Raw genomic sequence first — 20,816 nt, 5'->3', positions numbered from 1 at the left:
GCCGGCGTTCAGGCGGTGGACCGGCCCGCCGGGGTCCGGGGTGTCCCCGTGACCGGGGTACGCCGTTCGAGGCGCAGTCGCAGCCCCTCCGGCATCAGGGTGAGCCGCTCGGACACCCGCAGCCGGTAGTCCGGCTCGGGCAGCAGCTCGTAGCGGCGCAGCAGCAGTCCGAGGACCAGGGTCGCCTCGTGCAGGGCGAACTGGCGGCCGATGCAGGCGCGCGCCCCGGTGCCGAACGGCTTGAAGGTGTGCGGGGGCCGGGCCCGTACCGCCTTCGCGTCGAACCGGTCCGGGTCGAACGCCTCGGTGTCGGCGCCCCACACCTGCGGGTCCCGGTGCAGCATCGCCGTGAGGACCAGCGCCCACGCGCCCTGGCGCATCGGATGGACCCCGCCCAGCACGGTGTCCTCCCGGGCCTCTCGGGCGAAGGCGGGTGCCGTCGGCCACAGCCGCAGCGACTCGTCGAGCACACGGCGCACATACCGCAGCCGGGCGACCTGGTCGTAGGCGGGCCGTTCGGTGCCGCCCCACACGCGGTCGACCTCGGCGCGGGCGCGGGCGGCGGCCTCCGGATGCCGGGCGAGGTAGTGCAGCGCGAAGGACAGGGCGCCCGAGGTGGTCTCGTGGCCGGCGATCAGGAAGGTGATGACCTGGCGGCGGATGTTCTCCGGCGCGAGCCGCTCCCCGGTCACCGGGTGCGCCGTCTCCAGCATCCGGTCGAGCAGGTCGCCCCGGCCGCCGCCGTCGGCCCGGCGCGTGGCCACCACGGCGTCGACCGTGCGGTTCAGATACGCCATGTCGGCCGCGTTGCGCCGGGACGCGCCGCGCAGCAGCAGCGGGGCCAGCGGCACGGGGACGACGTTGCGGCGCTGGGCATAGGTCAGCGTGCCCACCATCGCGGTCACGAAGGGGTGCGGCCGGGAGCGTTCGAACGAGGCGAAGTCGTGGCCGAAGCCGGTCCGCGCGATCGTCTCCAGCGTCAGCTTGGTCATGTCCCCGGGCACGTCCACCGCGCGCCCGGCCGCCTGCTCGGCGTCCCAGCGGTCCGTGAGCCGCTCGGTGACGTCCAGCATCATCGGGTGGTAGCCCTCCATGGCCTCCCGGCTGAACCCGGGGGCGAGGACGTCGTGCGCCAGTTGCCAGTTGGGCTCGTGGTTGTACGCGGTGAACAGTCCGTCCCCGGCCACCGGGCGCAGGTTGGCGACCCCGAGGCCCACGTGTTTCGCGAACCGCGACTCGTCGGCCAGCTCGGCGGCCAGGCCGGCGCCCCAGACGAAGACGATCTCGTTGCCGAAGGCCTTGCGCCGGAAGATCGGCCCGAGCCGCCGGCCGAACTTGAGGGAATCCTGCATCGGCGAACGGACGCTGGCCCCGAGCACATCGCCGACGAACGGGACGCGGCGCGGCGGGTGCGGGATGCGGCGCAGCTCGGGCCAGCCCAGCTCCGCGCTGCGAAATCCCTTCGGCAGTGCGGCCGGTGCGCCGTGCCTCGTCTCCGCCATGCCGCCATCTCCCTTGTTCCTGCCGCCGGTTGAGGTCTGTTGTACGCGGGTTCAATAACGGGTCTCAGTGTCGTCCCGTTGTTGAACCGGCGTCAAGTACAGTGCGGGCATGACCGGGAAGCAGGGGGAGCGGGCGCGCAGGCGGCTCAGTACCGAGGAGCGCCGTGAGCAGCTTCTGTCGGTCGGCGCCCGCCTCTTCTCGGAGAGTCCGTACGACGACGTGTGGATCGAGCAGGTCGCCGAGATCGCCGGGGTCTCCCGGGGGCTGCTCTACCACTACTTCCCGACGAAGCGGGACTTCTTCGCGGCCGTGGTCGAGCGGGAGAGCGGACGCATGCTGCGGATGACCGCGGCCGTGCCCGGCGTCCCGGTGCGCGAGCAGCTCACCGCCGGCCTCGACACCTTCCTCGGCTACGTCGAGGAGCACGCGCACGGCTTCCGCGCCTTCCACCGCGCGGACGCGGCGGGGGACCAGGCCGTGCGCAAGGTCTACCAGCGGGCGCTGGCCGCGCAGGAGCGGCAGATCCTCGCCGCGCTCGCCGCGGACCCCGAGCCGGCCTGGGCGCCCGGGGACCTGCCCGAACTGCGGATCGCGGTCCGGGGCTGGCTGGCCTTCACCACCGCCGTCTGCCTGGAGTGGCTCCGGGGCGCGGAACTGACCCGGGCGCAGGTACGGGACCTGTGCGCGCGGGCGCTGCTCGGCGTCATCGTGCCCTGAGCGGCGGCAACGCCCGCTGGATGACGGCTCGTTCGGCCGCGCCCGGTCCGCCGGTGCCGTCTCTGGCCGCCGTGACGGACGGCGGGAATCCGGCCAATCGATCTTGTACCGGCCTACTTCGGGGTTCCCCGAGCAGGTGGACACCGTGACCAGCCGTGCGGCCGAGGTGCCCGCCGGAGCCGACGACCAGGGGACGACGTATGGAGAACCGGCGACTGCACGGGTGTCTCGGGCTGGTGGTCGCGGTGCTGCTCGCGATGCTGACCACCATGGTCCTTGGCCGGGCGCTCAACGCCTGTGACGCCGGAGTGAACAACGCGGCCAACAGTACCTTCCTGCTCTACTTCTTCATCCCCGCCCTCTCCGCCGTCCTGCTCATGGCCTGGGTGCTGCTGGGCGCCCTCCTGGGAGGCCGCCCCTTCCTTCACGCCGTCGTCCTCGGGGCGGCGCTCCTCGCCCTGTGCTGGTGCGCCCTCGCGTTCTTCTGGAGCGGCGTCACCCCCAACTGCCCAGGCGGCACCCCCGGCTGGTGGCCGCACCTCCTGCCGGCGCCCGCCTTCCCCTGAGGCGCGAGCGGGGCTGTCCGGAACTCGCGGTGCGGCGTGGTTGGCGTACGCCCGGAACTTCGATAAGTTAGGCAAGCCTTACCTTAGGAGGAAGCTGATGGGTGACCGTCACACCTGGACGGCCGCGCCCGCCGCGGCGGAGCACGCCCGCTCGGTGCTCGCCGCGGCCTGGTCCTGCGCGGTCAGCGCGGAGGGCGGCCGGGAGGAGTTCGTCGGCGCGCACTCCGTCGCCGCCGACGGCCGGGTGCTCCTGCACGTGCCCGACGACAGCGCGCTGCTCGCCGCCGCCATCTGCTCGCCGCGCGGGGAGCCGTCCGCCGTCCTGGAGTTCGCCGACGTCGCGCCGGTTCCCGTACGCAACCGGATCCGCGCCCGGCTCTGGCTCGCCGGCTGGTTCGTCCCCGAGGACGGGCACCTGGCGTTCCGGCCGACCCGCGCGGTCCTGCGCCGCCCCTGTGGAACCGTGGTGGTCGACCTGGACGAACTCGCCGCCGCCGAGCCCGACCCGCTCGCCCTCGCCGAGGCCGAGCTGCTCACCCACCTCGCCGACGCGCACGGGGACGCCGTCGAGCGGCTCACCCGCCTGGTCGAACCGGACAGCCTGCACGGCGCGGTGCGCGTCCAGCCGCTCGCCGTCGACCGGCACGGACTGACCCTGCGCATCGAGCGGGTCCGCGGCAACGGCGACGTCCGGCTGCCCTTCCACGCCCCCGCCGACGACGTGTCCCAGCTCACCGAGCGCATGCACGTCCTGCTCACCCAGGCGAGCGCCGTCTCCTGCCCCCGCGCCCTACAGCGGCAGCGCACAGACCGCGACGGGTGAGGCGAACGGATCGCCCACCCGCCGCAGTTCACCGCTCGCGCCGTCGACCTCGAAGACCGTGACCGTGCCGGACCGCTGGTTCGCCGCGAACAGCAGCCGGCCGTCGGGGGAGAAGGCGATATGGCGCGGGAAGTCGCCGCCGACCGGCACCGTGTCCAGCAGCCGCAGCCGGGCCCCGTCCGCCTCGATCGCGTACCGCGTCAGGCTGTTGTGGCCCCGGTTGGCGAGGAAGGCGTACGCGCCATCCGCCGTGACCAGGAACTGCGCCGGATAGCTCGTACCGCTCCCGGTGCCGGTGGACTGCGGCTCGCCGATCGTGAGGCGGCCGTCCGCCGGGTCGTAGCCGCAGACCGCGGCCGTGTTGTCGACCTCGTTGGCGAGATAGGCGTACCGCCCGCCGGGGTGGAACGTCAGATGGCGCGGGCCGGCCCCCGGCCTCGCCGCCGCCCGGGACACCTCGGTGAGCGTGCCCGCGCTGTCGTCCAGCCGGTAGGTGTAGACCGTGTCGGTGCCCAGGTCGACGGCGAGCAGATGGCGGCCGTCCGGCGCGGTGACGAACTGGTGCGCGTGCGGGCCCTGTTGGCCGGGCCCGGGCGGCGGACCGGAATGCGTGACGAGGTCCGTGCGCTCACCGATCGCGCCCGAGGCGTCGAGGGGATGCACCGCCACACTGCCCGAGCCGTAGTTCGCGCTCAGCAGCCAGCGCCCGCCCGGATGCACGGACAGATGACAGGGACCCGCGCCGCCGGTGGCCCGCGAGCCGAGCACCTCGTGATCCGGCAGGCGTACGGCCGTCACCGCGCCCGCGTCCTGCTCGTCCACCGCGTACAGCGTGCGCCCGTCCGGATGCACCGTAAGGAACGACGGGTTCGCGACGCCCGTCACGACACCGCCGCCGGTCACCGCCCCCGTCCGCGCGTCGTACGTGGCGAGCCCGATGCCCTTCCCGGCGCCCTCGCCCGAGGTGTATGTGCCGAGATACAGCGGGCGGGGTCCGTCCCGCCGCGCCGGGGCCGAGGACGGGGCCGCCGCCGGGGTCTTCGCCGCCGCCGGTTCCCCGGCCGGGCCGGACTGCGGGCGGGCCGGTGCCGGGACCGTCGTGATCGCGGCGGCCCCCGCCAGGGCACCGACGAAACGGCGCCTGCTCCAGCCGCCGCCCGGACCGCGTGACGGCTCTGCCCCACTGCTCATGCCTGCACCTCGGGAAGTCGGTTGCCTCGGCTGTGACCACCACCTTGGCGCGCGACGCCCCGGGAGTGCAAGAAGGGCAACCCGCGTTGCGCGGTGCGCAACGCGGGCGGGGTGGTTACCAGTCGCCGTCCCCGACCGGCTTGCCGGGCGCGTCCCCGAGCGGCTTCACCTGATGGGGTGATGGCTGCTGCCAGGGCTCGTGGTCGTCTCCCAGCCAGTCGCCCACCGGCTTGACCGAGCCCAGCTCCTGCGTGGGGGCGAGGTCGGTGGCGTCCTCGTCGTAGTAGTCGAACCAGGGGAGTCCCGCGTTCGTGTACGCGGCACGGTCCACCGGGGACGGCGGCGGCGCCTCACCGGTGATCCGGCGCCACTCCGGCGGTGTCACGAGATGCACGAACACCCGCCCGGCGGGCTCCTCGGCCCAGGCCTTCAGCGGCCGGTCGTCCGCGTAGACCTCCTGGCGCATCGAACCGCCGACCCCGAGACCCATCGCCGGCGCGCTGCGCGCCGCGGCGGGGGCGGCCCCCGCGGTGAGAGCGGCTCCCGGGGCGGGCGCGGCCATCGGCATGGCCGGTCCGCCGTACGCCCCCGCCGCCATCGGCATCCGAGGGAACCGCCGCGCCCTGCGCCGCTCCGCCTCGCGCCAGACGGTCAGCTCCCGCTCGTTCAGCGGGAACGACTGGAGCTGCACGCCGCCCCAGACCTCCTCGCCGGTGACCTGGCCCTCGACCGTGGCCCCAAGGCCCAGCGGGACGGCCACGAACTGGCGGACCGTGCCCTTCCCGGAGTTGATCCCGTCGAGCCAGGGCTGGCGGGGCAGCACGACGTAGTTCTGCGGGTCGCGGTGGAGCCTCGGACTCCACGGCTTGCCCGAGACGGCGCACACCTTGCCCACGCCGACCTGCAACGCGGCCGGCTCCGCCGTCCCCGCGAAGCTGAGCCACATCGCCTCGCGCAGATACACCGGCAGCATCACCCCGCCCCGGGCCCGCCACGCCTCCGGCACCCGGTCGCCGTAGTCCTCGATCCGCCGGACCGGGAACTCCCCGAGCCCCGGCGGCAGCGCGTGGGTGCCCGACTCGGGCAGGCGCAGGGTCCTGATGAACCGCACCTGCACCCCGCCCGGCAGCCTGAGCGCGTTCCCGTCGATCCGTACGGTGTCCTCGGTCATCCGCCCGCCCCCTCGTCTTCTCGCCTCGCCCCCGCGCGGACCAACGGCGGCGCACCGCGACCCGGCGCCACCACTCGCCCCCACACGGGGAACCTCACCGGCCCCACGGGACCACGTCCCCGCATGGGACCACATCCCCGCACGGGACCGCTCGTCCCCACGGGACCGCCCGTCTCCACGGACAGCTCATCCTCACGGGACCGTCCTCCCCGCACGGACCTCTCACATAGAACGTCCGGAGGCGCCGGATCGGTTCCGGTTCCGGCGCAGCCGTGACGGCAGCCGCAGCCGGCGCCGCAGCCGGGCGAGTTGCGGCCGGTTCTCGCGCTCCTCACGGCCGCTGCGGTCCAGCTCCTCCAGGAGCCGGCGGGTGCGGTGCTCGGTGTCCAGCTCGTCGATGATGCGGGTGACCTCGGTGAGCACCGATCCGTGCAGTTGCCACTGGCGCGGGTCCCGCTGGACCTCGTCGAGGAACAACTGGGCCAGCTTGTCCCGCGTACCGGCCGCCGTGGCCAGCTCCGCGCTGAGCCGTTCCTCCGCGTTCTCGGCGCTGCGGCTGACGTCGGTGGTCACCAGCACGGCGAAGCTGACGATCGCGTCGGCCATCTGGGACAGCAGCTCCTCCAGGACCGCACCCGCCTGCGGATCGAACAGCGGCTCCGGTTCCCGCTCCTTCGCCAGGTCGGTCAGGCTGCGCGCGAGGACCCGCAGGACCACCGTGCAGATCTCCAGCGTGTCCAGCCCGGTGCGCAGCACGACCCGGTGCAGCAGTCCCTCGCGCACGCGCGGGTTCAGTTTCAAGCTGTCCTCGGCCTGCCGCAGGGCCCCGTCCACCGAGGCGATGTCGTGGTCCAGGCGGCGCGCCTCGTGCAGCCGCTCGGCCGCCAGCAGGAAGGGGGTGTGCCCGGCGGCCTGCTCGCCGATCCGCAGCATCAACTGCCGCATCCGGCGGGCCAGATCCTCGATGGACTCCCCGGCCACGCCCACCCACACCGGGGGTGCCAGCACGAGGTTGCAGGCGAGGCCGACGACCGCGCCGATCAGCGTCTCCAGCACGCGGGCCCACGCCGTGTCGCCCACCCGGGTGACGCCGAGGACCAGCATGGCGCTGATCGCCACCTCGGGCACGAACTCGCTGACCCGGACCAGATGCCCCACGGCGAGTGAGGCCAGGATGATCAGCCCGAGACTCCACCAGGTCAGGCCCACCAGACTGCTGAACCCGATGGCGATGACCACACCCACCACCACGGAGTTCACCCGTCGGATGGCGGTGGTGATCGTCGAGTACAGGGTGACCTGCACGACCAGGAGCGCGGTCAGCGGGGCGGTCAGCGGCGCGGCCTCGGGACTGAGATGCACGGCCACCACGTACGCGAGGGTCGCGGCGAACGTCGAGCGGAGCGTCTGGACGACCACGGGCTCCCGACGCCGCTCGACGATCTTCGCGACGGACGCCGCCCACTCACCACGTGCCTCTTGCATCTCTTGGGCCTTCCCCTTTCGCACCTGCACCGAACGTGCCCCCGGTCGAACCAGAGTGCCCAAGATCCACGACAGCGAACTGCTGACACGGGCGCGCATCCGGTGGAGGACCCGCACCGACCCGGCAAACGAGTTGCGGAACCCCGCCCCGACGCGGGATCCATGGAGATCCGCCGAAGGGGAGCGAGGCCCTTCGGGAGAGGACACACGACGGGGCCGGGACGCGTGCCGCCCGTCCCACGAGGGGGACCGATGGACGTGACAGACGCCAGCGACAGCCGTACGGGACCGGGCCGGGGCTCTCCCCAGGAGCGGGCCCTGCGGTACGTCACCGCCCGCTCCTGCGGCCCTCCGCTGCCCCCCGCCCTGCGCCTGACCCTGAACTTCCACCCCGACCGGCAGGCCCACGGCGTCGCGATCCTGGAGTCCATGGCCCGTGACGGCGTCTACCGCTCACAGTTCACCACCGGCACCAGCAACGGCGGCCTGACCGCGCACCCCGGCGGCGACCGCCGGCGCTGGGAGAGCCGGATGTTCGGCGCCGCCTACGACACCGCCCCCGCCGCCGAACGCCCCGTCTACGGAGGGCTCGACTTCCGCCGGCAGGCGGTCGGCGCCGCGCCCCGGTTCGGCTCGTCCCATTTCCGCCTCACCGGCGCGACGCTGCGCCGGGCCACCTTCTGCTACCCGGACAGCGCAGCCGAACCGGCCGCGTTCGGCGTCGCGGCCCGGATGTCCCTGGTCGAGCGGGCGCGGGCGGACGACCGCGACGCGCTCGACGACTACATCGAGGCGCAGATCCACGGACCGGTCGTCCTGGCCCGGGACGTGGAGGCGCTGGTCCTCGACGCCTCCTACCGGGGCACCCCCGTCGAGGCCGCCGCCCGCCGGCTGCCGTGCCCGGTCGCGTGGCATCCCGGTTACCGGCTCGACGTCGGGGAACTGCGCCGGCACCCCGGCTTCCGGGGCCCCGAGTACGTCGTCCTCGGCGCGCGTGTCGCCGAGGACGGCCGGCTCGACCCCCGGATCATCGGCGACGCGGCTCGCACCGGCCGGCACGACCTCCAGGACCTGAAGAAGGTCTGGCACTGCCTCGCCCGCTTCGGCGCCCCACGGGGAGCGGGGACCGCCGAGAGGGATGTCAGGCCGGGGGTGGCCGGAGGGTAGGCGGGGTCCTTGGGCAGGCGCCCGAAAACCGGCGGTGGCGCGGCTCGTGGTTCGTGAGCCGCGCCACCGGGGGCGTTCGTGTCGTCGGGCCGCGTCGTGCCCGCGGCCGGGCGCTGGTGGCCGTCAGGCCGCGTTGCGGCTCCGGCTCAGGTGCTCGCGGACGATCTCCGCGTAGCGGTGACCGCTGCCCTTGATCGTGCGCTTCTGCGTCTTGTAGTCGACGTGCACCAGACCGAACCGCTTGTCGTAGCCGTACGCCCACTCGAAGTTGTCCAGCAGCGACCAGGCGAAGTAGCCGGCCAGCGGGACACCCTTGCGGACCGCGGAGGCGCAGGCCGCCAGGTGCTGCTCCAGGTAGGCGGTGCGCTCCGGGTCGTCGACGACACCGTCGGGCCGTACGACGTCCGGGTAGGCGGAGCCGTTCTCCGTGATGTACAGCTTGCGGGCGCCGTACTCGTGGGTCAGACGGAGCAGCAGCCGCTCGATGCCCGCGGCCTCGACCTCCCAGTCCATGGCGGTGCGGGGCACGCCCGGCCGCTGGATCGCGCGGACGTGCGGGGCCGGCTCCGACGGGTCGTCGACGACCGTGGACGGGAAGTAGTAGTTCAGGCCCAGCCAGTCCAGCGGCGCGGCGATCGTCTCCAGGTCGCCCGCCACCTCGGGGAGTTCGACCCCGTACAGCTCGACCATGTCGGCCGGGAAGCCGCGGCCGTGCACCGGGTCGAGCCACCAGCGGTTGGCGTGCCCGTCGAGCCGCTTCGCCGCGGCGACGTCCTCGGGACGGTCGGTGGCCGGCTGGATGTCGGACAGGTTGTTGACGATGCCGACCTGGGCACCGGGCACCGCGGCGCGGATCGCCTGGGTGGCGAGACCGTGGCCGAGGAGCAGGTGGTACGAGGTGCGGACCGCGGCCGTCAGGTCGGTGAAGCCCGGGGCCATCCGGCCCTCCAGGTGCCCGATCCACGCCGAGCACAGCGGCTCGTTGAGCGTGGTCCAGTGCTTCACCCGGTCGCCGAGCCGCTCCGCCACCACGGCCGCGTACGCGGCGAAGTGCTCCGCGGTGTCACGGGCCGGCCAGCCGCCCCGGTCCTGGAGCACCTGGGGCAGGTCCCAGTGGTAGAGGGTGACGGAGGGGGTGATGCCCGCCTCCAGCAGCCCGTCGATCAACTCGTCGTAGAAGGCCAGCCCCTTGGCGTTGACCGGGCCGTCACCGCCGGGCACCACACGCGGCCAGGCCACCGACAACCGGTAGGCGTTGGTGCCCAGTTCGCGCATGAGGCCGATGTCCTCGCGCCAGCGGTGGTAGTGGTCGCAGGCCGCGTCCCCGTCGTCACCGTTGTCGATCTTGCCCGGGGTGTGCGAGAACGTGTCCCAGATGGAGGGGGAGCGGCCGTCCTCGCTGACGGCACCCTCGATCTGGTAGGCCGACGTGGCCGTACCCCACAGGAAGTCCTCGGGGAGGGCGGCAAGGTCGATGGTCACTGAAGTCCCTTCGTCGTCAATGGAATCGGTCACTTCACGGCTCCCGCGGTCAGTCCGGCGACGAGATAGCGCTGGAGCAGCAGGAAGCCGGCGACCACGGGAACGCTGACGACGAGCGAGGCGGCCATGATCTGGTTCCAGTACACGTCGTTGAGCGTGGAGTAGCCCTGGAGCCCGACGGCGAGCGTGCGGGTGGCGTCGTTGGTCATCACGGACGCGAACAGCACTTCGCCCCAGGCGGTCATGAAGGCGTAGACGGCGACCGCCACGATCCCCGGGATCGCGGCCGGCACGACCACCCGGAACAGCGCCCCGAGCGGCCCACAACCATCCACCAGCGCCGCCTCGTCGAGATCGCGCGGCACCGAGTCGAAGTACCCGATCAGCATCCAGATCGAGAACGGCAGCGAGAAGGTCAGATACGTGAGGATCAGACCGCCGCGCGAGCCGAACAGCGCGATGCCGGTCGCGTTCCCGATGTTGACGTAGATCAGGAACAGCGGCAGCAGGAAGAGGATGCCGGGGAACATCTGCGTGGACAGCACGGTCACCGTGAAGACGCGCTTGCCGCGGAAGTTGTAGCGGCTGACCGCGTACGCCGAGAAGACCGCGATCACGACCGAGCAGGCCGTGGCCGTCCCCGCGACGATCAGCGAGTTCACGAAGTAGCGCGCCAGCGGCACCGTCGACCAGATGTCGATGTACGGCCGGAACGTCAGACCGCTCGGCAGCCAGCGGAACTGGCCCGTGACGTCGGCGAGCGGCTTCAGTGAGCTGGAGATCATGACGTACACCGGCACCAGGACGAACCCGGTGAGCAGCGTGAGGAAGATCCCCCGGCTCCACTGGAAGGACCGCGGAGGCGCCATCGGGGAGCGCCGGGCGGTGGTCGGCTTGGCGGCCGTGGGCGTGGGCGTGGCCGTGGCGGCGGTGGAGGTGCTAGACATCGGACGTCTTCCTTCCCCGGGAGGTCAGCAGCAGGTAGACGCCCGTGACGACGAGCAGGAAGAGCAGCAGCAGCACGGACATCGCCGAGCCGGTGCCGAAGTTCCAGGTCACGAAGGACGCCTGGTAGATGTGGACCGAGATGAGGTCCGCCGCTTCCGGGGCCGTCTTGCCGAACAGCACGAACGGCGTGTTGAAGTCGTTGAACGTCCACAGGAACAGCACCAGGACGAGCACCTGGTTGACCGGCCGCAGCGACGGCAGGGTGATGCGGCGCAGTTGCTGCCACAGCCCGGCGCCGTCCAGTGCCGCCGCCTCGTACAGCTCGCCCGGGATGTTCTGCAGGCCCGCCATGACGATCAGGAAGGCGAACGGCCAGCCCTTCCAGACCGAGACGGTGAGCAGGGCGTAGAAGCTGTTGTCGCCGATCAGCCAGAAGGACGGCTGATCGGTGAGGTGCAGTTGGTCGTGCAGGACGTGGTTCACCAGGCCGTTGTCGTGCTGGAACATGAAGACCCAGGTGATGACGGCCGCGTACACGGGCAGCGCGTACGGCACGAGGAACAGCGCCCTGAGGATGCCGCGCCCGCGGAAGGTGTCCTGCATGTAGATCGCGGCGGCGGTGCCGATGAGCCAGCACAGCCCGACCGAGAGCACGGTGAAGACCACGGTGACGAAGAACGAGTGCAGCAGCGCCTTGCCGACGGGCGCGTCGAAGTCCACCGACACCGAGTAGTTGTCGAGGCCCGACCAGGGCGCGGTGCCCCAGTCGCGGATGTAGAACTGGGTGAGTTCCTTGAAGCTCATCACGATGCCGATGACCATCGGCACCAGGTGGACGAGGAGTTCGAGGAGCAGGGCGGGCAGAAGCAGAAGGTAGGGCAGTCCGATGCGCTTGATCCGCCCGGTGCGGCGCGGGCCTCGCGCCGCACCGGGGGAGTTCTTGCGCACCGTCGTCTCGCCGGGGTCGGCGGAGGCGGCGGTCGTGGTGGTCATGGCGGTTTCCGCACTCACTTCTTCGGCATCTGCTGCTGGGCCTTCTCGAGCTTGGCCTTCACCGACGCGGTGGTCACCGCGCGGCCGGCGGCGGCGTCGGCGAACAGGTCCTTGACGGCGGTGCCGACCGCGGTCTCGAACTGGGACTCGTCGGCGACCTGCGGCAGCGCCGCCGCGCTCTTGGCCAGGGTGTCCTTGAGGACCGCGTTCGACTCGTCGGTGAAGGGCGCGACCTCCTGGGCCGACTTGACCGGCGGGATCGAGGTGTACGCCGTGTTGAGGATCTTCTGCTCGGCGTCACTGGTCAGGAACTTCACGAACTTGGTCGCGCCGTCGAGGTTCTTGGAGTTCTTGAAGACCGCGAGGTTGATGCCGGCAACCATGGAGTTGGTGTTCGTGCCGGTGCCCGGGGTGCCGGACTGCACGGGCACCGGGGCGATGCCGTACTTGTCGGGGCTCATGCCCTGCGACTTGAGGTTGGCCGCCGCCGACTGCCACAGCAGCATGGCGTTCTTGCCCTTGGCGAAGTCGCTGATGGACTGGTTCTGGGCGTACTCGGCGTTGCCCGGGGCGATGATCTTGTCCTTCGCCATCAGGTCGACGTACTGCTTGACCGCGGCCACCACACCGTCGTTGGTGAAGTCGGGGGTGCCGTCGGCCTTGAAGAACTCCGCCCCGTGCTGCTTGGCGAAGACGAACGCGTGGTGGATGTTCTCCGAGACGTTGGCGCCCTCGGCGCCGATCGCCCAGTGGCCGTCCTTGGTGAGCTTCTTGCCGTCGGCGACCAGCTCGTCCCAGGTGGCCGGCGGCTTGGAGATCCCCGCGTCGGCGAACATCTGCTTGTTGTAGTACAGCGCGTACGCCATCGAGTACAGCGGGACCGCGGCGGGGTCCTTGCCCTCGACGCCGGTCGAGCCGAGCGCGGAGTCGACGAAGCGGTCCTTGCCGCCGATCTTGGCGAAGTTCTTCGCGTCCCACGGCAGCAGCGCGCCGGTGGCCTGGAGCGAGGCGCTCCAGGTGTTGCCGATGTTGAGCACGTCGGGGCCCTGACCCGAGGTGGTGGCCGTGAGGATCCGGTTCAGCAGGTCGGACCAGGGAACGACCTCCAGCTTGACCTTGATGCCGGTCTGCTTCTCGAACTTGGCGAGTTCGGGGGTGAGGACCTTCTTGTCGATGGCGATGCTGGCGCCCTGGTTGGACGCCCAGTACGTGAGCGTCTTCGGCGAGTCGTTGGACCCGCCGCCGTTCGACGAGCCGCCGCCACAGGCGGTCGCGGCGGTCAGCAGAGAGATGGTGACCGCACCGGCGGCCGCGGCTCGGATTCTGCGCATAGCTGCGTATGTCCCTTTCCCGGAGGGAGCCAGGAGGAGCGCCCGCGTTCACTTCCCGAACGATCCTCATGGCTTAATTTAGGACGTGAGTTAAGACCCGGAAGAAAGTCGCGTCAAGGGATCGCGCAGGGGTATCTTGCAGGTCGGGCAGGCCGGAAGGGAATCACATGGCGGCGCGGAACGGTCGGACAGTGCGTGACCTGCGACGGGGCAACCGCACCGCCGTACTGCAACGGTTGTATTTCGAAGGGCCGATGAGCCGCTACGAGCTGGGCCCCGCGACCGGACTCAGCTCCGGCTCGGTCAGCAACGTGGTCGCCGAGCTGGTCGCGGACGGACTCGTGGAGGAGGCCGGAAGCGTCGACTCCGACGGCGGCCGTCCCCGCACCCTGCTGCGCGTGGTCCCCGGCAGCGGCCACATGATCGGCGTGGACGTCGGCGAAACCCGCGTCCGCGTCGAGCTGTTCGACCTGACCCTCACCGAACTCGCCCGGGTGGAAAGCCCGTTGGCCCGGCACGGCTACGACCGCCCGCTGCGCAGCCAGGGTTACGACGTCGACGTCATCGTCGGCCACATCCGCGACGGCATCGCCGAGGTCCTCGCCGAGGCGGGCGTCGCCCCTCACCAGCTCCTCGGCGTCGGCATCGGTGTGCCCGGCATCGTCGCCCGCACCCCCGAGCGCGGCGCGGTCGTGCACGGCCAGACCATCGGCTGGGACGCCGTCCCGCTGGAGTCCCTGCTCCGCTCCGCCTGTGAACTCCCCGACACCGTCCCGTACTTCGCGGACAACGGCGCCCGCACCCTCGGCCAGGCCGAGATGTGGTTCGGCGCCGGACGCGGCGCGCGCAACGCGGTCGTCGTCCTCTTCGGCTCCGGCGTCGGCGCCTGCCTGGTCACCGACGACGTGGAGAACGGCCGGTCCGTCGAGTGGGGCCATCTGACCGTACGGGTCAGGGGGCGCCGCTGCCGCTGCGGCTCCCTCGGCTGCCTGGAGGCCTACGCGGGAGCCGAGGCCCTGCTGGACCGCTGGCGCGAGGAGGGCGGACACCCCCCGGAGGGCACCGACGAGGAGACGGCGCTGACCGCGATGCTGGCCGCCGCCTACCCGCCCGAGGGCACCGCCTTCGACCCCATCGCCCTCGCCGTCCTGGAGGAGACCGCCGAGTACCTGGGCGCCGGACTCTCCGACCTCATCAACCTCTTCCAGCCCGAGCGGATCCTCATCGGCGGCTGGGCCGGCCTCCAGCTCGGCTCCCGCTTCCTGCCCGCCGTCCGCCGCTACGCGCTCTCGTACTCGCTGCGCTACCCCGCTCAGCGGGTCACCGTCGACCTCGGCCGGCTCGGCCCCGACGCGGTCACGGTCGGCGCCGCGATCCTGCCGCTCGCCGACTTCTTCGCCCGCGGCGGCCGGCGCGCCGAACCGGCGCCCGCGGGCCCGCCGCCCGCCTGGCGCACCGCTCTGGAGGAGCGGGCACCCCACTGACCCGCCGGTCCGCGAGACCGCGAGGTCAGCGGCGTGCGAGGGGTTTCACCGGTGGTCCCCGTGGTACTTGGGCCGGGTCGGGAAGCGGTCCGTCCGACGGTGTGCGGGCCGCGCCGACACCCCCCGATCCGCCCCACGAACGGAGTGCGCCGTGAGCGACGAGCTTCCGACGGGCCCCGGTGAGAGCCCTCACCCGGTTCCCCGGGACATGCCCGACCAGCAGGCCCGCGAGGGCGACGACCCCTGGGACGTCGTCTCGGGGGAGGACGGACCCGAGGCCGACGGGAACGGGTCCGCCACGGACGTCCCCGACACCGACGAGGCGGGCACCGCCCGCCAGGGCGCCCCGCGCTCCGACACCGTGCACCCTGAGCACCCCGGCCCGCAGGAGTCCACCGACTGAGAGCCGACGGCGCGCGGCGCCGGTCGCAACGCGCGCGGGGGCCGCGGGAGTTGAATCCCGCGGCCCCCGCGCACTGTGCGCTGCTTGCCGTGTGCCGTGTGCCGTGTGCCGTGTGCCGTGTGCCGAGCGCCGGTCAGGCGAAGGCGTTCACCCCGGTCAGCTCCGCCGACAGCGTCCACAGCCGGGTGGCCTGCTCCGGGTCGATGGCGTACGGCTTCACACCGGTGGCCGTGCCGTCCTCGGGAGTGGGCTCGGCGATGTCGCAGTCCTCGCAGTAGACCCCGCCGAGGCCCGCCAGCCGCGGCGACGTGGCGGCCCACACCTGGGTGGCCGCGCCCTGCTCGGGCGTCTTGAACACGTCGGGGTGCAGCAGCTCGCCGTTCTCGTCGATCCAGCCGCGTTCCATCATCTCCTCCTTGGCCAGGTGCCGCTGGAGGGGGGTGAGGATGCCGCCCGGGTGCAGCGCGAAGGCCCGCACCCCGGAGTCCCGGCCGAGCCGGTCGAGTTCGACGGCGAACAGCACGTTCGCCGTCTTCGCCTGCCCGTAGGCCTGCCACTTGTCGTAGCCGGTGCGCCAGTGCACGTCGTCCCAGCGGATGCCGGAGGTGTGGTGCCCGGTGGAGGAGACGGACACGATCCGCGCGCCGCCCGGCTCGATCGCCGGCCACAGCCGGTTGACCAGGGCGAAGTGGCCGAGGTGGTTGGTCGCGAACTGGGCCTCCCAGCCGGGGCCGACCCGCGTCTCCGGGCAGGCCATGATGCCCGCGCTGTCGATGACGATGTCGATGGTGCGTCCGGAGGCGAGGAAGCGCTCGGCGAAGGCCCGCACGCTCTCCAGATCGCCGAGGTCCAGCTCGTCCGTCTCGACTCCGTCGATGCCCTCCAGCGCCTCGCGCGCGGCCTCCGGGCGCCGGGCCGGAACCACCACGTGCGCGCCCGCCCGGGTCAGCGCCCGGGTGGTCTCCAGGCCGATGCCCGAGTAGCCGCCGGTGACGATCGCGAGCTTGCCGGAGAGGTCGATGCCCACCAGGACCTCGGCGGCGGTGCTCTTGGCGCCGAAACCCGAACCGATCTTGTGCTGTGCGGTGTGTGCTGTGCTCATGACCTGAACGCTACGAATTGGAGCGGGCTCCAAGTCAAGCGGACACGGCCGGCGCGCGGCCGGGCATGTGGCCCGGATGCCGGGGGCGTCGCGGCCCGGGTGGGACGGGGTGGGGCGGGGCAAGGGAAAGGCCCCGACCGGACGGGGGAATCGCGGTCGGGGCCGTCTGTGGGTGGGCACGGATGGCGGTCGCCTCTCGGCGAAACGCTCCACAGGGCTTCAGCCGAACGATCGTCCCTGTGGGCAAAAGGTGAGGCCCGGGGACACTGTCCCATCCGCACCCACGAGTCGTTCAACGGGAAACTACCGACGGGTGTTCCCCTGTACGGCCGCTCCGCCGGTGACGTACGTCACGCCCCCACGGGCGTCCGGCGCGTCCCGGCCCAGGCGAGCAGATCGTCCACGCCCCAGGTGGTGATCACCCGCTCCGCGGGCACCCCGCACTCCTCGGCCCGCGCACAGCCGTAGATCTGCCAGTCGAGCTGGCCGGGGGCGTGCGCGTCGGTGTCCAGCGAGAACAGGACGCCCGCCGCGACCGCCTCGCGCAGCAGCCGGCGGGGCGGGTCGAGCCGCTCGGGACGGCTGTTGATCTCGACGGCCGTGCCCGTCTCCGCACAGGCCGCGAAGACGGCGTCCGCGTCGAAGGCGGACTCGGGCCGGCCCCGCCCGCCGATCAGCCGGCCGGTGCAGTGCCCGAGCACGTCCGAGTGCGGGTTGCGCACGGCGGCCACCATCCGCCGGGTCATCGCGTCCGCGTCCATGCGCAGTTTGGAGTGCACCGACACGACCACCACGTCGAGCCGCTCCAGCAGTTCGGGCTCCTGGTCCAGCGAGCCGTCGTCGAGGATGTCGCACTCGATGCCGGTGAGCAGCCGGAAGGGGGCCCAGCGCTCATTCAGCTCCGCCACGACCGCGAGCTGTTCGCGGAGCCGGTCGGGGGACAGGCCGCGCGCCACGGTCAGCCTGGGGGAGTGGTCGGTGAGGACCGCCCAGCAGTGCCCGAGCCGGGCCGCGGTCCGCCCCATGTCCTCGATCGGGCTGCCGCCGTCCGACCAGTCGGAGTGCAGATGGCAGTCCCCGCGGATCAGCTTCCGCAGGGCCGTGCCGCCCTCGGTGAGCGGCCCCGCGGCCTCCCGCTCCACCTTCGCCAGATAGCCGGGCACCTCACCGGCCAGCGCCTCGCGCACCACCTGCGCGGTCTTCGGGCCGACCCCCTTGAGCTTCTCCAGGGAGCCGTTCGCCGCACGGACGCGCACCTCGTCGGCGGGGAGGCCCGCGATGACCGTCTCCGCCGTGCGGAACGCCCGTACGCGATAGGTGGGGGCGAGGGCGCGCTCCAGCAGGAACGCGATACGGTCCAGCGCCTCCACGGGCTCCATCGGCACCTCCTCGCCGCGCGCACACGGGGCCGCCGCCCGCTCCTCCCAGGGTTCCCCACCCTCCGTACGACCGCACACCGGAACCCGCACGCCGGGTTCCCCGGCCTCCGTGGGACCGCACCTCGGAACCTCGCGCCGGGACCACCGGGCACCTCGCACCAGGTCCCCCGCCTCCTCGCACCAGGACCCCCGGGCACCCGCCGGCCGCGCCCCGGACGGCGGCTCACCCGAGCGGGTGAACGCGGATTCCCGCCGCTCCGCGGCCTTCCGGCCGTGCCGGGCGCCCGGCCCCCGGCGCCGCGCTGACCCGCGACAACCGCTTTACGATCTAGCCATGACCGAAAGCTCCAGCCCTCACATCTCCCGCCCGAGGATCATGGTGCTCGGGGTACAGCCGGGCACACCGCCGTTCCGGATCATGGAGATCGACGGCGAGATGGTCGGCGAGGCGAGGGCGATCACGGACGTCCTGGAGTACGCCGCCGCGTACGGCATCACCGTGCACGATCTCGACGACCCCGACGTGGTCCGCTGGGTGGGCGGCGACAAACTCACCTGGGTACCGCGCTGACACCGGCCCCCACTGCTGTCGGCCCCCACTGCTGTCGGCCCCCACTTTTGACGGCCCCCACTTTTGACGGACACCGGCCTCACCCTTGAGGGGGAAGGCATTCCAGAGGTCGTCCGGCCTCGGGGGCGAACGCCGCGTCTGCACGGGGTCATGGGGCCGTTCGGCCCCCATCGGGGACCTGCGGCCCCTGCACGGCACCGCCGTTCCGCACGACGCTGGAACCAGGCACCCCGACCGTGCGATCAGGCACCCCGACCCTGGAGGTGGACGCCATGCCCGGCACCGTCACCGTAGGCCTCGACGGCTCCCCCGAGAGCCTCGCCGCCACTGAATGGGCCGCGCGGGAGGCACAGCTCCGCGGACTGCCGCTGCGGCTGGTGAACGTCTGGGAGCCGGTCCCGGAACCCATGGCGCAGGCCCCCCTGCTCGGCGCGGAGACCCACCAGCACTGGAGCGAGCGGATTCCGCGCGAGGCGGCCGAAGGCGTCCGCGCACGCCACCCCGGGATCGAGATCAGCACGGAGCAGCACCACGGACGCCCCGACGAGGTACTGCTCAAGGCCGCGGCGGACGCCGAGCTTCTCGTGCTCGGCACCCGAGGACTGAGCGGCGTGAGCGGCTTCATGGTCGGCTCGGTCGGGCTGGCCGTCGTCGCCCGCGCCGAGCACCCCGTCGTCTTCGTACGCGCCGGTGAACAGGCCGCGGACGAGCACCTGATGGACCCCTCGGGCATCCCGTCCGCGGCAGCGCCCTTCCGGCCCGTCGTCCTCGGGCTCGACACCCGCGGCCCCCACGACGTGCTGACCGAATTCGCCTTCGCCGCGGCACAGCGGCGGGCCACGGCCCTGCGGGTCGTCCACGCCTGGAACGAACCGCCCTACATCGCCTACGGCATGCCGCCGGACCTGGAGATGAACGCCCGGCTGGCCGAGCAGGACGCCGCCGCGCTCGCGGACGCCCTCCGGCCCTGGCACGACAAGTACCCGGACGTGGAGATCATCCAGGACTCCCTGTCCGGCAAGGCCGCCAACCATCTCGTGGACGCCTCCCGCGAGGCATCCCTCGTCGTCGTGGGCCGGCGCGTCCGGCACGCCACGCTCGGCGCCCACATCGGCCCCGTCACCCACGCCGTACTGCACCACTGCGCGGCGCCCGTCGCGGTCGTCCCGCACGAGTGACCGTCCCGAATCCCCGGAGGAGACAGATCCATGAAGGCAGTGACTCAGATGCCGGCCGCGTGATCGGGAACGAACCTCTGAAGGTCGCGCGGCGGGCGCACATAGCCCGTCGACGGCGGCCTCGGGGGCAGATCCAGGACCGGCGGCGGCACGTCGTGGTAGGGAACGGAGGCGAGCAGATGGGCGATCATGTTCAGCCGGGCGCGGCGCTTGTCGTCGCTCTCGACCACGAACCACGGCGCCTCCGTGATGTCCGTGTGCACCAGCATCTCGTCCTTGGCCCGGGAGTACGCCTCCCAGCGGGTGATCGACTCCAGGTCCATGGGGGAGAGCTTCCAGCGCTTCGTCGGGTCCTTCAGCCGGCGCCGGAACCGCTTCTGCTGCTCCGCGTCGCTCACCGAGAACCAGTACTTGCGCAGCAGCACGCCTTCCTCCACCAGCATCCGTTCGAAGATCGGGCACTGCCGCAGGAACAACTGGTACTCCTCCTTGGTGCAGAAGCCCATGACGTGCTCGACCCCGGCCCGGTTGTACCAGCTCCGGTCGAACAGCACGATCTCCCCGGCGGCCGGCAGATGTTCCACGTACCGCTGGAAGTACCACTGGGTGCGTTCCCGCTCGGTCGGCTTGGGCAGCGCCACCGTCCGCGCGACACGCGGGTTCAGATGTTCCGCCACCCGCTTGATCGTGCCGCCCTTGCCCGCCGCGTCCCGGCCCTCGAAGACCACCACCACCCGTGCGCCCTCGGTGCGCACCCACTCCTGGAGCTTCACCAGCTCCGTCTGGAGTCGCAGCAGCTCCCGCTCGTACGCCGCGAGCGGCACCTTCGCCGTCGTCTTGTCGGCCATGCCGCCTCCTTCGCACGAGGACGCCTCCGTTGAGACGCCCCGATGACCGGCTTCGTCGCAGTACCCCGATGACTTACGGAGTGATCATGCCCAAGGCCGAATACCAGGACAGCACCGTACTGACCGACGATGAACTGCGCATGCTGGATGCTCATTGGCGGGCGGCCAACTACCTTGCGGTGGGTCAGATCTATTTGCTGGCGAATCCGTTGCTGGCGGAGCCGTTGACTCCGGATCACATCAAGCCGCGTCTGCTGGGTCACTGGGGTACTTCGCCGGGGCTGAATCTGGTTTATACGCATGTGAACCGGGTGGTGAGGTCGCGGGGGATCGACGCGTTGTGCGTGTGGGGTCCGGGGCATGGGGGTCCGGCGGTTTTGGCGAATTCGTGGCTGGAGGGCACTTACAGCCAGACCTATCCGTCGGTTTCGCGGGATGCGGAGGGGATGGGGAAGCTGTTCCGGCAGTTTTCGT

19 protein-coding genes and 1 pseudogene are annotated in these 20,816 nt (G+C 72.1%); 9 read left to right on the top strand and 11 right to left on the bottom strand.

The features are described 5' to 3' along the window. Positions 1-8 precede the first annotated feature (8 nt). Entirely contained in the window at positions 9-1,502 is a 1,494-nt protein-coding gene (locus AB0912_RS26565; RefSeq protein ID WP_366703980.1) for a cytochrome P450, read from the bottom strand. 109 nt (positions 1,503-1,611) lie between these two features. Between AB0912_RS26565 and AB0912_RS26560 the strand changes: the two genes are divergently transcribed. From AB0912_RS26560 to AB0912_RS26550, 3 genes are all read left to right on the top strand, one after another. Beyond that, positions 1,612-2,220 (top strand): TetR/AcrR family transcriptional regulator, encoded by a 609-nt coding sequence (locus AB0912_RS26560; RefSeq protein WP_366703978.1) that lies wholly within the window; start codon positions 1,612-1,614, stop codon positions 2,218-2,220. A 200-nt stretch (positions 2,221-2,420) separates the two neighbouring features. Further along, positions 2,421-2,786 carry a hypothetical protein gene (locus tag AB0912_RS26555; protein WP_366703976.1) on the top strand — a complete coding sequence of 122 codons (366 nt, stop codon included), beginning with the start codon at positions 2,421-2,423 and terminating at the stop codon, positions 2,784-2,786. 97 nt (positions 2,787-2,883) lie between these two features. Beyond that, entirely contained in the window at positions 2,884-3,609 is a 726-nt protein-coding gene (locus AB0912_RS26550) for a DUF2470 domain-containing protein (protein WP_366703974.1), read from the top strand. Here AB0912_RS26550 and AB0912_RS26545 read toward each other — a convergent pair. From AB0912_RS26545 to AB0912_RS26535, 3 genes are all read right to left on the bottom strand, one after another. Further along, positions 3,577-4,800: a lactonase family protein gene (locus AB0912_RS26545; protein ID WP_366703972.1), complete on the bottom strand. Its 1,224-nt coding sequence runs from the start codon at positions 4,798-4,800 to the stop codon at positions 3,577-3,579. The two genes, AB0912_RS26550 and AB0912_RS26545, sit on opposite strands and share 33 nt — an antisense overlap. Positions 4,801-4,915: 115 nt before the next feature. Further along, on the bottom strand, positions 4,916-5,971 hold the full coding sequence (locus AB0912_RS26540; protein WP_366703970.1) for a hypothetical protein: 1,056 nt from the start codon (positions 5,969-5,971) through the stop codon (positions 4,916-4,918). Positions 5,972-6,193: 222 nt separating this feature from the next. Then, positions 6,194-7,456, bottom strand: a complete 1,263-nt coding sequence (locus tag AB0912_RS26535; RefSeq protein WP_366703968.1) for an aromatic acid exporter family protein — start codon at positions 7,454-7,456, stop codon at positions 6,194-6,196. A gap of 252 nt (positions 7,457-7,708) precedes the next feature. On the opposite strand from AB0912_RS26535, the gene AB0912_RS26530 reads away from it, so the two are divergent. Continuing rightward, complete coding sequence (locus tag AB0912_RS26530) at positions 7,709-8,623, top strand: DUF3626 domain-containing protein (protein WP_366703966.1); 915 nt, start codon at positions 7,709-7,711, stop codon at positions 8,621-8,623. 123 nt (positions 8,624-8,746) lie between these two features. Here AB0912_RS26530 and AB0912_RS26525 read toward each other — a convergent pair whose 3' ends face one another. The 4 genes from AB0912_RS26525 to AB0912_RS26510 all read right to left on the bottom strand — a co-directional run bounded on the left by AB0912_RS26525 (position 8,747) and on the right by AB0912_RS26510 (position 13,377). Continuing rightward, positions 8,747-10,105 carry a GH1 family beta-glucosidase gene (locus AB0912_RS26525; RefSeq protein WP_366704047.1) on the bottom strand — a complete coding sequence of 453 codons (1,359 nt, stop codon included), beginning with the start codon at positions 10,103-10,105 and terminating at the stop codon, positions 8,747-8,749. A gap of 29 nt (positions 10,106-10,134) precedes the next feature. Beyond that, positions 10,135-10,974: a carbohydrate ABC transporter permease gene (locus tag AB0912_RS26520; RefSeq protein WP_366704045.1), complete on the bottom strand. Its 840-nt coding sequence runs from the start codon at positions 10,972-10,974 to the stop codon at positions 10,135-10,137. 70 nt (positions 10,975-11,044) lie between these two features. After that, positions 11,045-12,046: a sugar ABC transporter permease gene (locus tag AB0912_RS26515; protein WP_366703964.1), complete on the bottom strand. Its 1,002-nt coding sequence runs from the start codon at positions 12,044-12,046 to the stop codon at positions 11,045-11,047. A gap of 14 nt (positions 12,047-12,060) precedes the next feature. After that, positions 12,061-13,377, bottom strand: a complete 1,317-nt coding sequence (locus AB0912_RS26510) for a sugar ABC transporter substrate-binding protein (RefSeq protein WP_366703962.1) — start codon at positions 13,375-13,377, stop codon at positions 12,061-12,063. 167 nt (positions 13,378-13,544) lie between these two features. On the opposite strand from AB0912_RS26510, the gene AB0912_RS26505 reads away from it, so the two are divergent. Beyond that, positions 13,545-14,861: an ROK family transcriptional regulator gene (locus AB0912_RS26505; RefSeq protein ID WP_366703960.1), complete on the top strand. Its 1,317-nt coding sequence runs from the start codon at positions 13,545-13,547 to the stop codon at positions 14,859-14,861. A gap of 208 nt (positions 14,862-15,069) precedes the next feature. Then, entirely contained in the window at positions 15,070-15,264 is a 195-nt protein-coding gene (locus AB0912_RS26500; protein ID WP_366704043.1) for a hypothetical protein, read from the top strand. Between the two features lie 133 nt (positions 15,265-15,397). Here the strand turns inward: AB0912_RS26500 and AB0912_RS26495 are convergent, their stop codons facing one another. Continuing rightward, positions 15,398-16,366 (bottom strand): SDR family NAD(P)-dependent oxidoreductase, encoded by a 969-nt coding sequence (locus tag AB0912_RS26495; protein ID WP_366703958.1) that lies wholly within the window; start codon positions 16,364-16,366, stop codon positions 15,398-15,400. A 350-nt stretch (positions 16,367-16,716) separates the two neighbouring features. After that, a complete protein-coding gene (locus AB0912_RS26490) occupies positions 16,717-17,745 on the bottom strand; it encodes a PHP domain-containing protein (RefSeq protein ID WP_366703956.1) in 1,029 nt (342 codons plus the stop codon). Positions 17,746-18,079: 334 nt separating this feature from the next. Between AB0912_RS26490 and AB0912_RS26485 the strand changes: the two genes are divergently transcribed. Then, the gene (locus AB0912_RS26485) at positions 18,080-18,316 is read left to right on the top strand and encodes a hypothetical protein (RefSeq protein ID WP_366703954.1); all 237 of its coding nucleotides are present in this window, start codon (positions 18,080-18,082) and stop codon (positions 18,314-18,316) included. A gap of 272 nt (positions 18,317-18,588) precedes the next feature. After that, positions 18,589-19,494: a universal stress protein gene (locus AB0912_RS26480; RefSeq protein WP_366704041.1), complete on the top strand. Its 906-nt coding sequence runs from the start codon at positions 18,589-18,591 to the stop codon at positions 19,492-19,494. Positions 19,495-19,538: 44 nt separating this feature from the next. Here AB0912_RS26480 and ppk2 read toward each other — a convergent pair whose 3' ends face one another. After that, a complete protein-coding gene (gene ppk2 / locus AB0912_RS26475) occupies positions 19,539-20,342 on the bottom strand; it encodes a polyphosphate kinase 2 (protein ID WP_366703952.1) in 804 nt (267 codons plus the stop codon). 86 nt (positions 20,343-20,428) lie between these two features. On the opposite strand from ppk2, the pseudogene AB0912_RS26470 reads away from it, so the two are divergent. Then, a pseudogene (locus tag AB0912_RS26470) lies at positions 20,429-20,816 on the top strand (phosphoketolase); the annotation flags it as partial.

Source organism: Streptomyces sp. NPDC007084 (genome assembly GCF_040703595.1).
Classification (GTDB): Bacteria; Actinomycetota; Actinomycetes; order Streptomycetales; family Streptomycetaceae; genus Streptomyces.
Note: the sequence above shows the minus strand (reverse complement) of the source record. Positions and strands in the feature narration are given on the sequence as shown.

Excerpts from the sequence above, each read along its gene's own strand:
- AB0912_RS26565 (WP_366703980.1), bottom strand. The coding sequence starts at position 1,502 with ATGGCGGAGACGAGGCACGGCGCACCGGCCGCACTGCCGAAGGGATTT.
- AB0912_RS26560 (WP_366703978.1), top strand. The coding sequence starts at position 1,612 with ATGACCGGGAAGCAGGGGGAGCGGGCGCGCAGGCGGCTCAGTACCGAG.
- AB0912_RS26555 (WP_366703976.1), top strand. The coding sequence starts at position 2,421 with ATGGAGAACCGGCGACTGCACGGGTGTCTCGGGCTGGTGGTCGCGGTG.
- AB0912_RS26550 (WP_366703974.1), top strand. The coding sequence starts at position 2,884 with ATGGGTGACCGTCACACCTGGACGGCCGCGCCCGCCGCGGCGGAGCAC.
- AB0912_RS26545 (WP_366703972.1), bottom strand. The coding sequence starts at position 4,800 with ATGAGCAGTGGGGCAGAGCCGTCACGCGGTCCGGGCGGCGGCTGGAGC.
- AB0912_RS26540 (WP_366703970.1), bottom strand. The coding sequence starts at position 5,971 with ATGACCGAGGACACCGTACGGATCGACGGGAACGCGCTCAGGCTGCCG.
- AB0912_RS26535 (WP_366703968.1), bottom strand. The coding sequence starts at position 7,456 with ATGCAAGAGGCACGTGGTGAGTGGGCGGCGTCCGTCGCGAAGATCGTC.
- AB0912_RS26530 (WP_366703966.1), top strand. The coding sequence starts at position 7,709 with ATGGACGTGACAGACGCCAGCGACAGCCGTACGGGACCGGGCCGGGGC.
- AB0912_RS26520 (WP_366704045.1), bottom strand. The coding sequence starts at position 10,974 with ATGGCGCCTCCGCGGTCCTTCCAGTGGAGCCGGGGGATCTTCCTCACG.
- AB0912_RS26515 (WP_366703964.1), bottom strand. The coding sequence starts at position 12,046 with ATGACCACCACGACCGCCGCCTCCGCCGACCCCGGCGAGACGACGGTG.
- AB0912_RS26510 (WP_366703962.1), bottom strand. The coding sequence starts at position 13,377 with ATGCGCAGAATCCGAGCCGCGGCCGCCGGTGCGGTCACCATCTCTCTG.
- AB0912_RS26505 (WP_366703960.1), top strand. The coding sequence starts at position 13,545 with ATGGCGGCGCGGAACGGTCGGACAGTGCGTGACCTGCGACGGGGCAAC.
- AB0912_RS26500 (WP_366704043.1), top strand. The coding sequence starts at position 15,070 with ATGCCCGACCAGCAGGCCCGCGAGGGCGACGACCCCTGGGACGTCGTC.
- AB0912_RS26495 (WP_366703958.1), bottom strand. The coding sequence starts at position 16,366 with ATGAGCACAGCACACACCGCACAGCACAAGATCGGTTCGGGTTTCGGC.
- AB0912_RS26490 (WP_366703956.1), bottom strand. The coding sequence starts at position 17,745 with ATGGAGCCCGTGGAGGCGCTGGACCGTATCGCGTTCCTGCTGGAGCGC.
- AB0912_RS26485 (WP_366703954.1), top strand. The coding sequence starts at position 18,080 with ATGACCGAAAGCTCCAGCCCTCACATCTCCCGCCCGAGGATCATGGTG.
- AB0912_RS26480 (WP_366704041.1), top strand. The coding sequence starts at position 18,589 with ATGCCCGGCACCGTCACCGTAGGCCTCGACGGCTCCCCCGAGAGCCTC.
- ppk2 (WP_366703952.1), bottom strand. The coding sequence starts at position 20,342 with ATGGCCGACAAGACGACGGCGAAGGTGCCGCTCGCGGCGTACGAGCGG.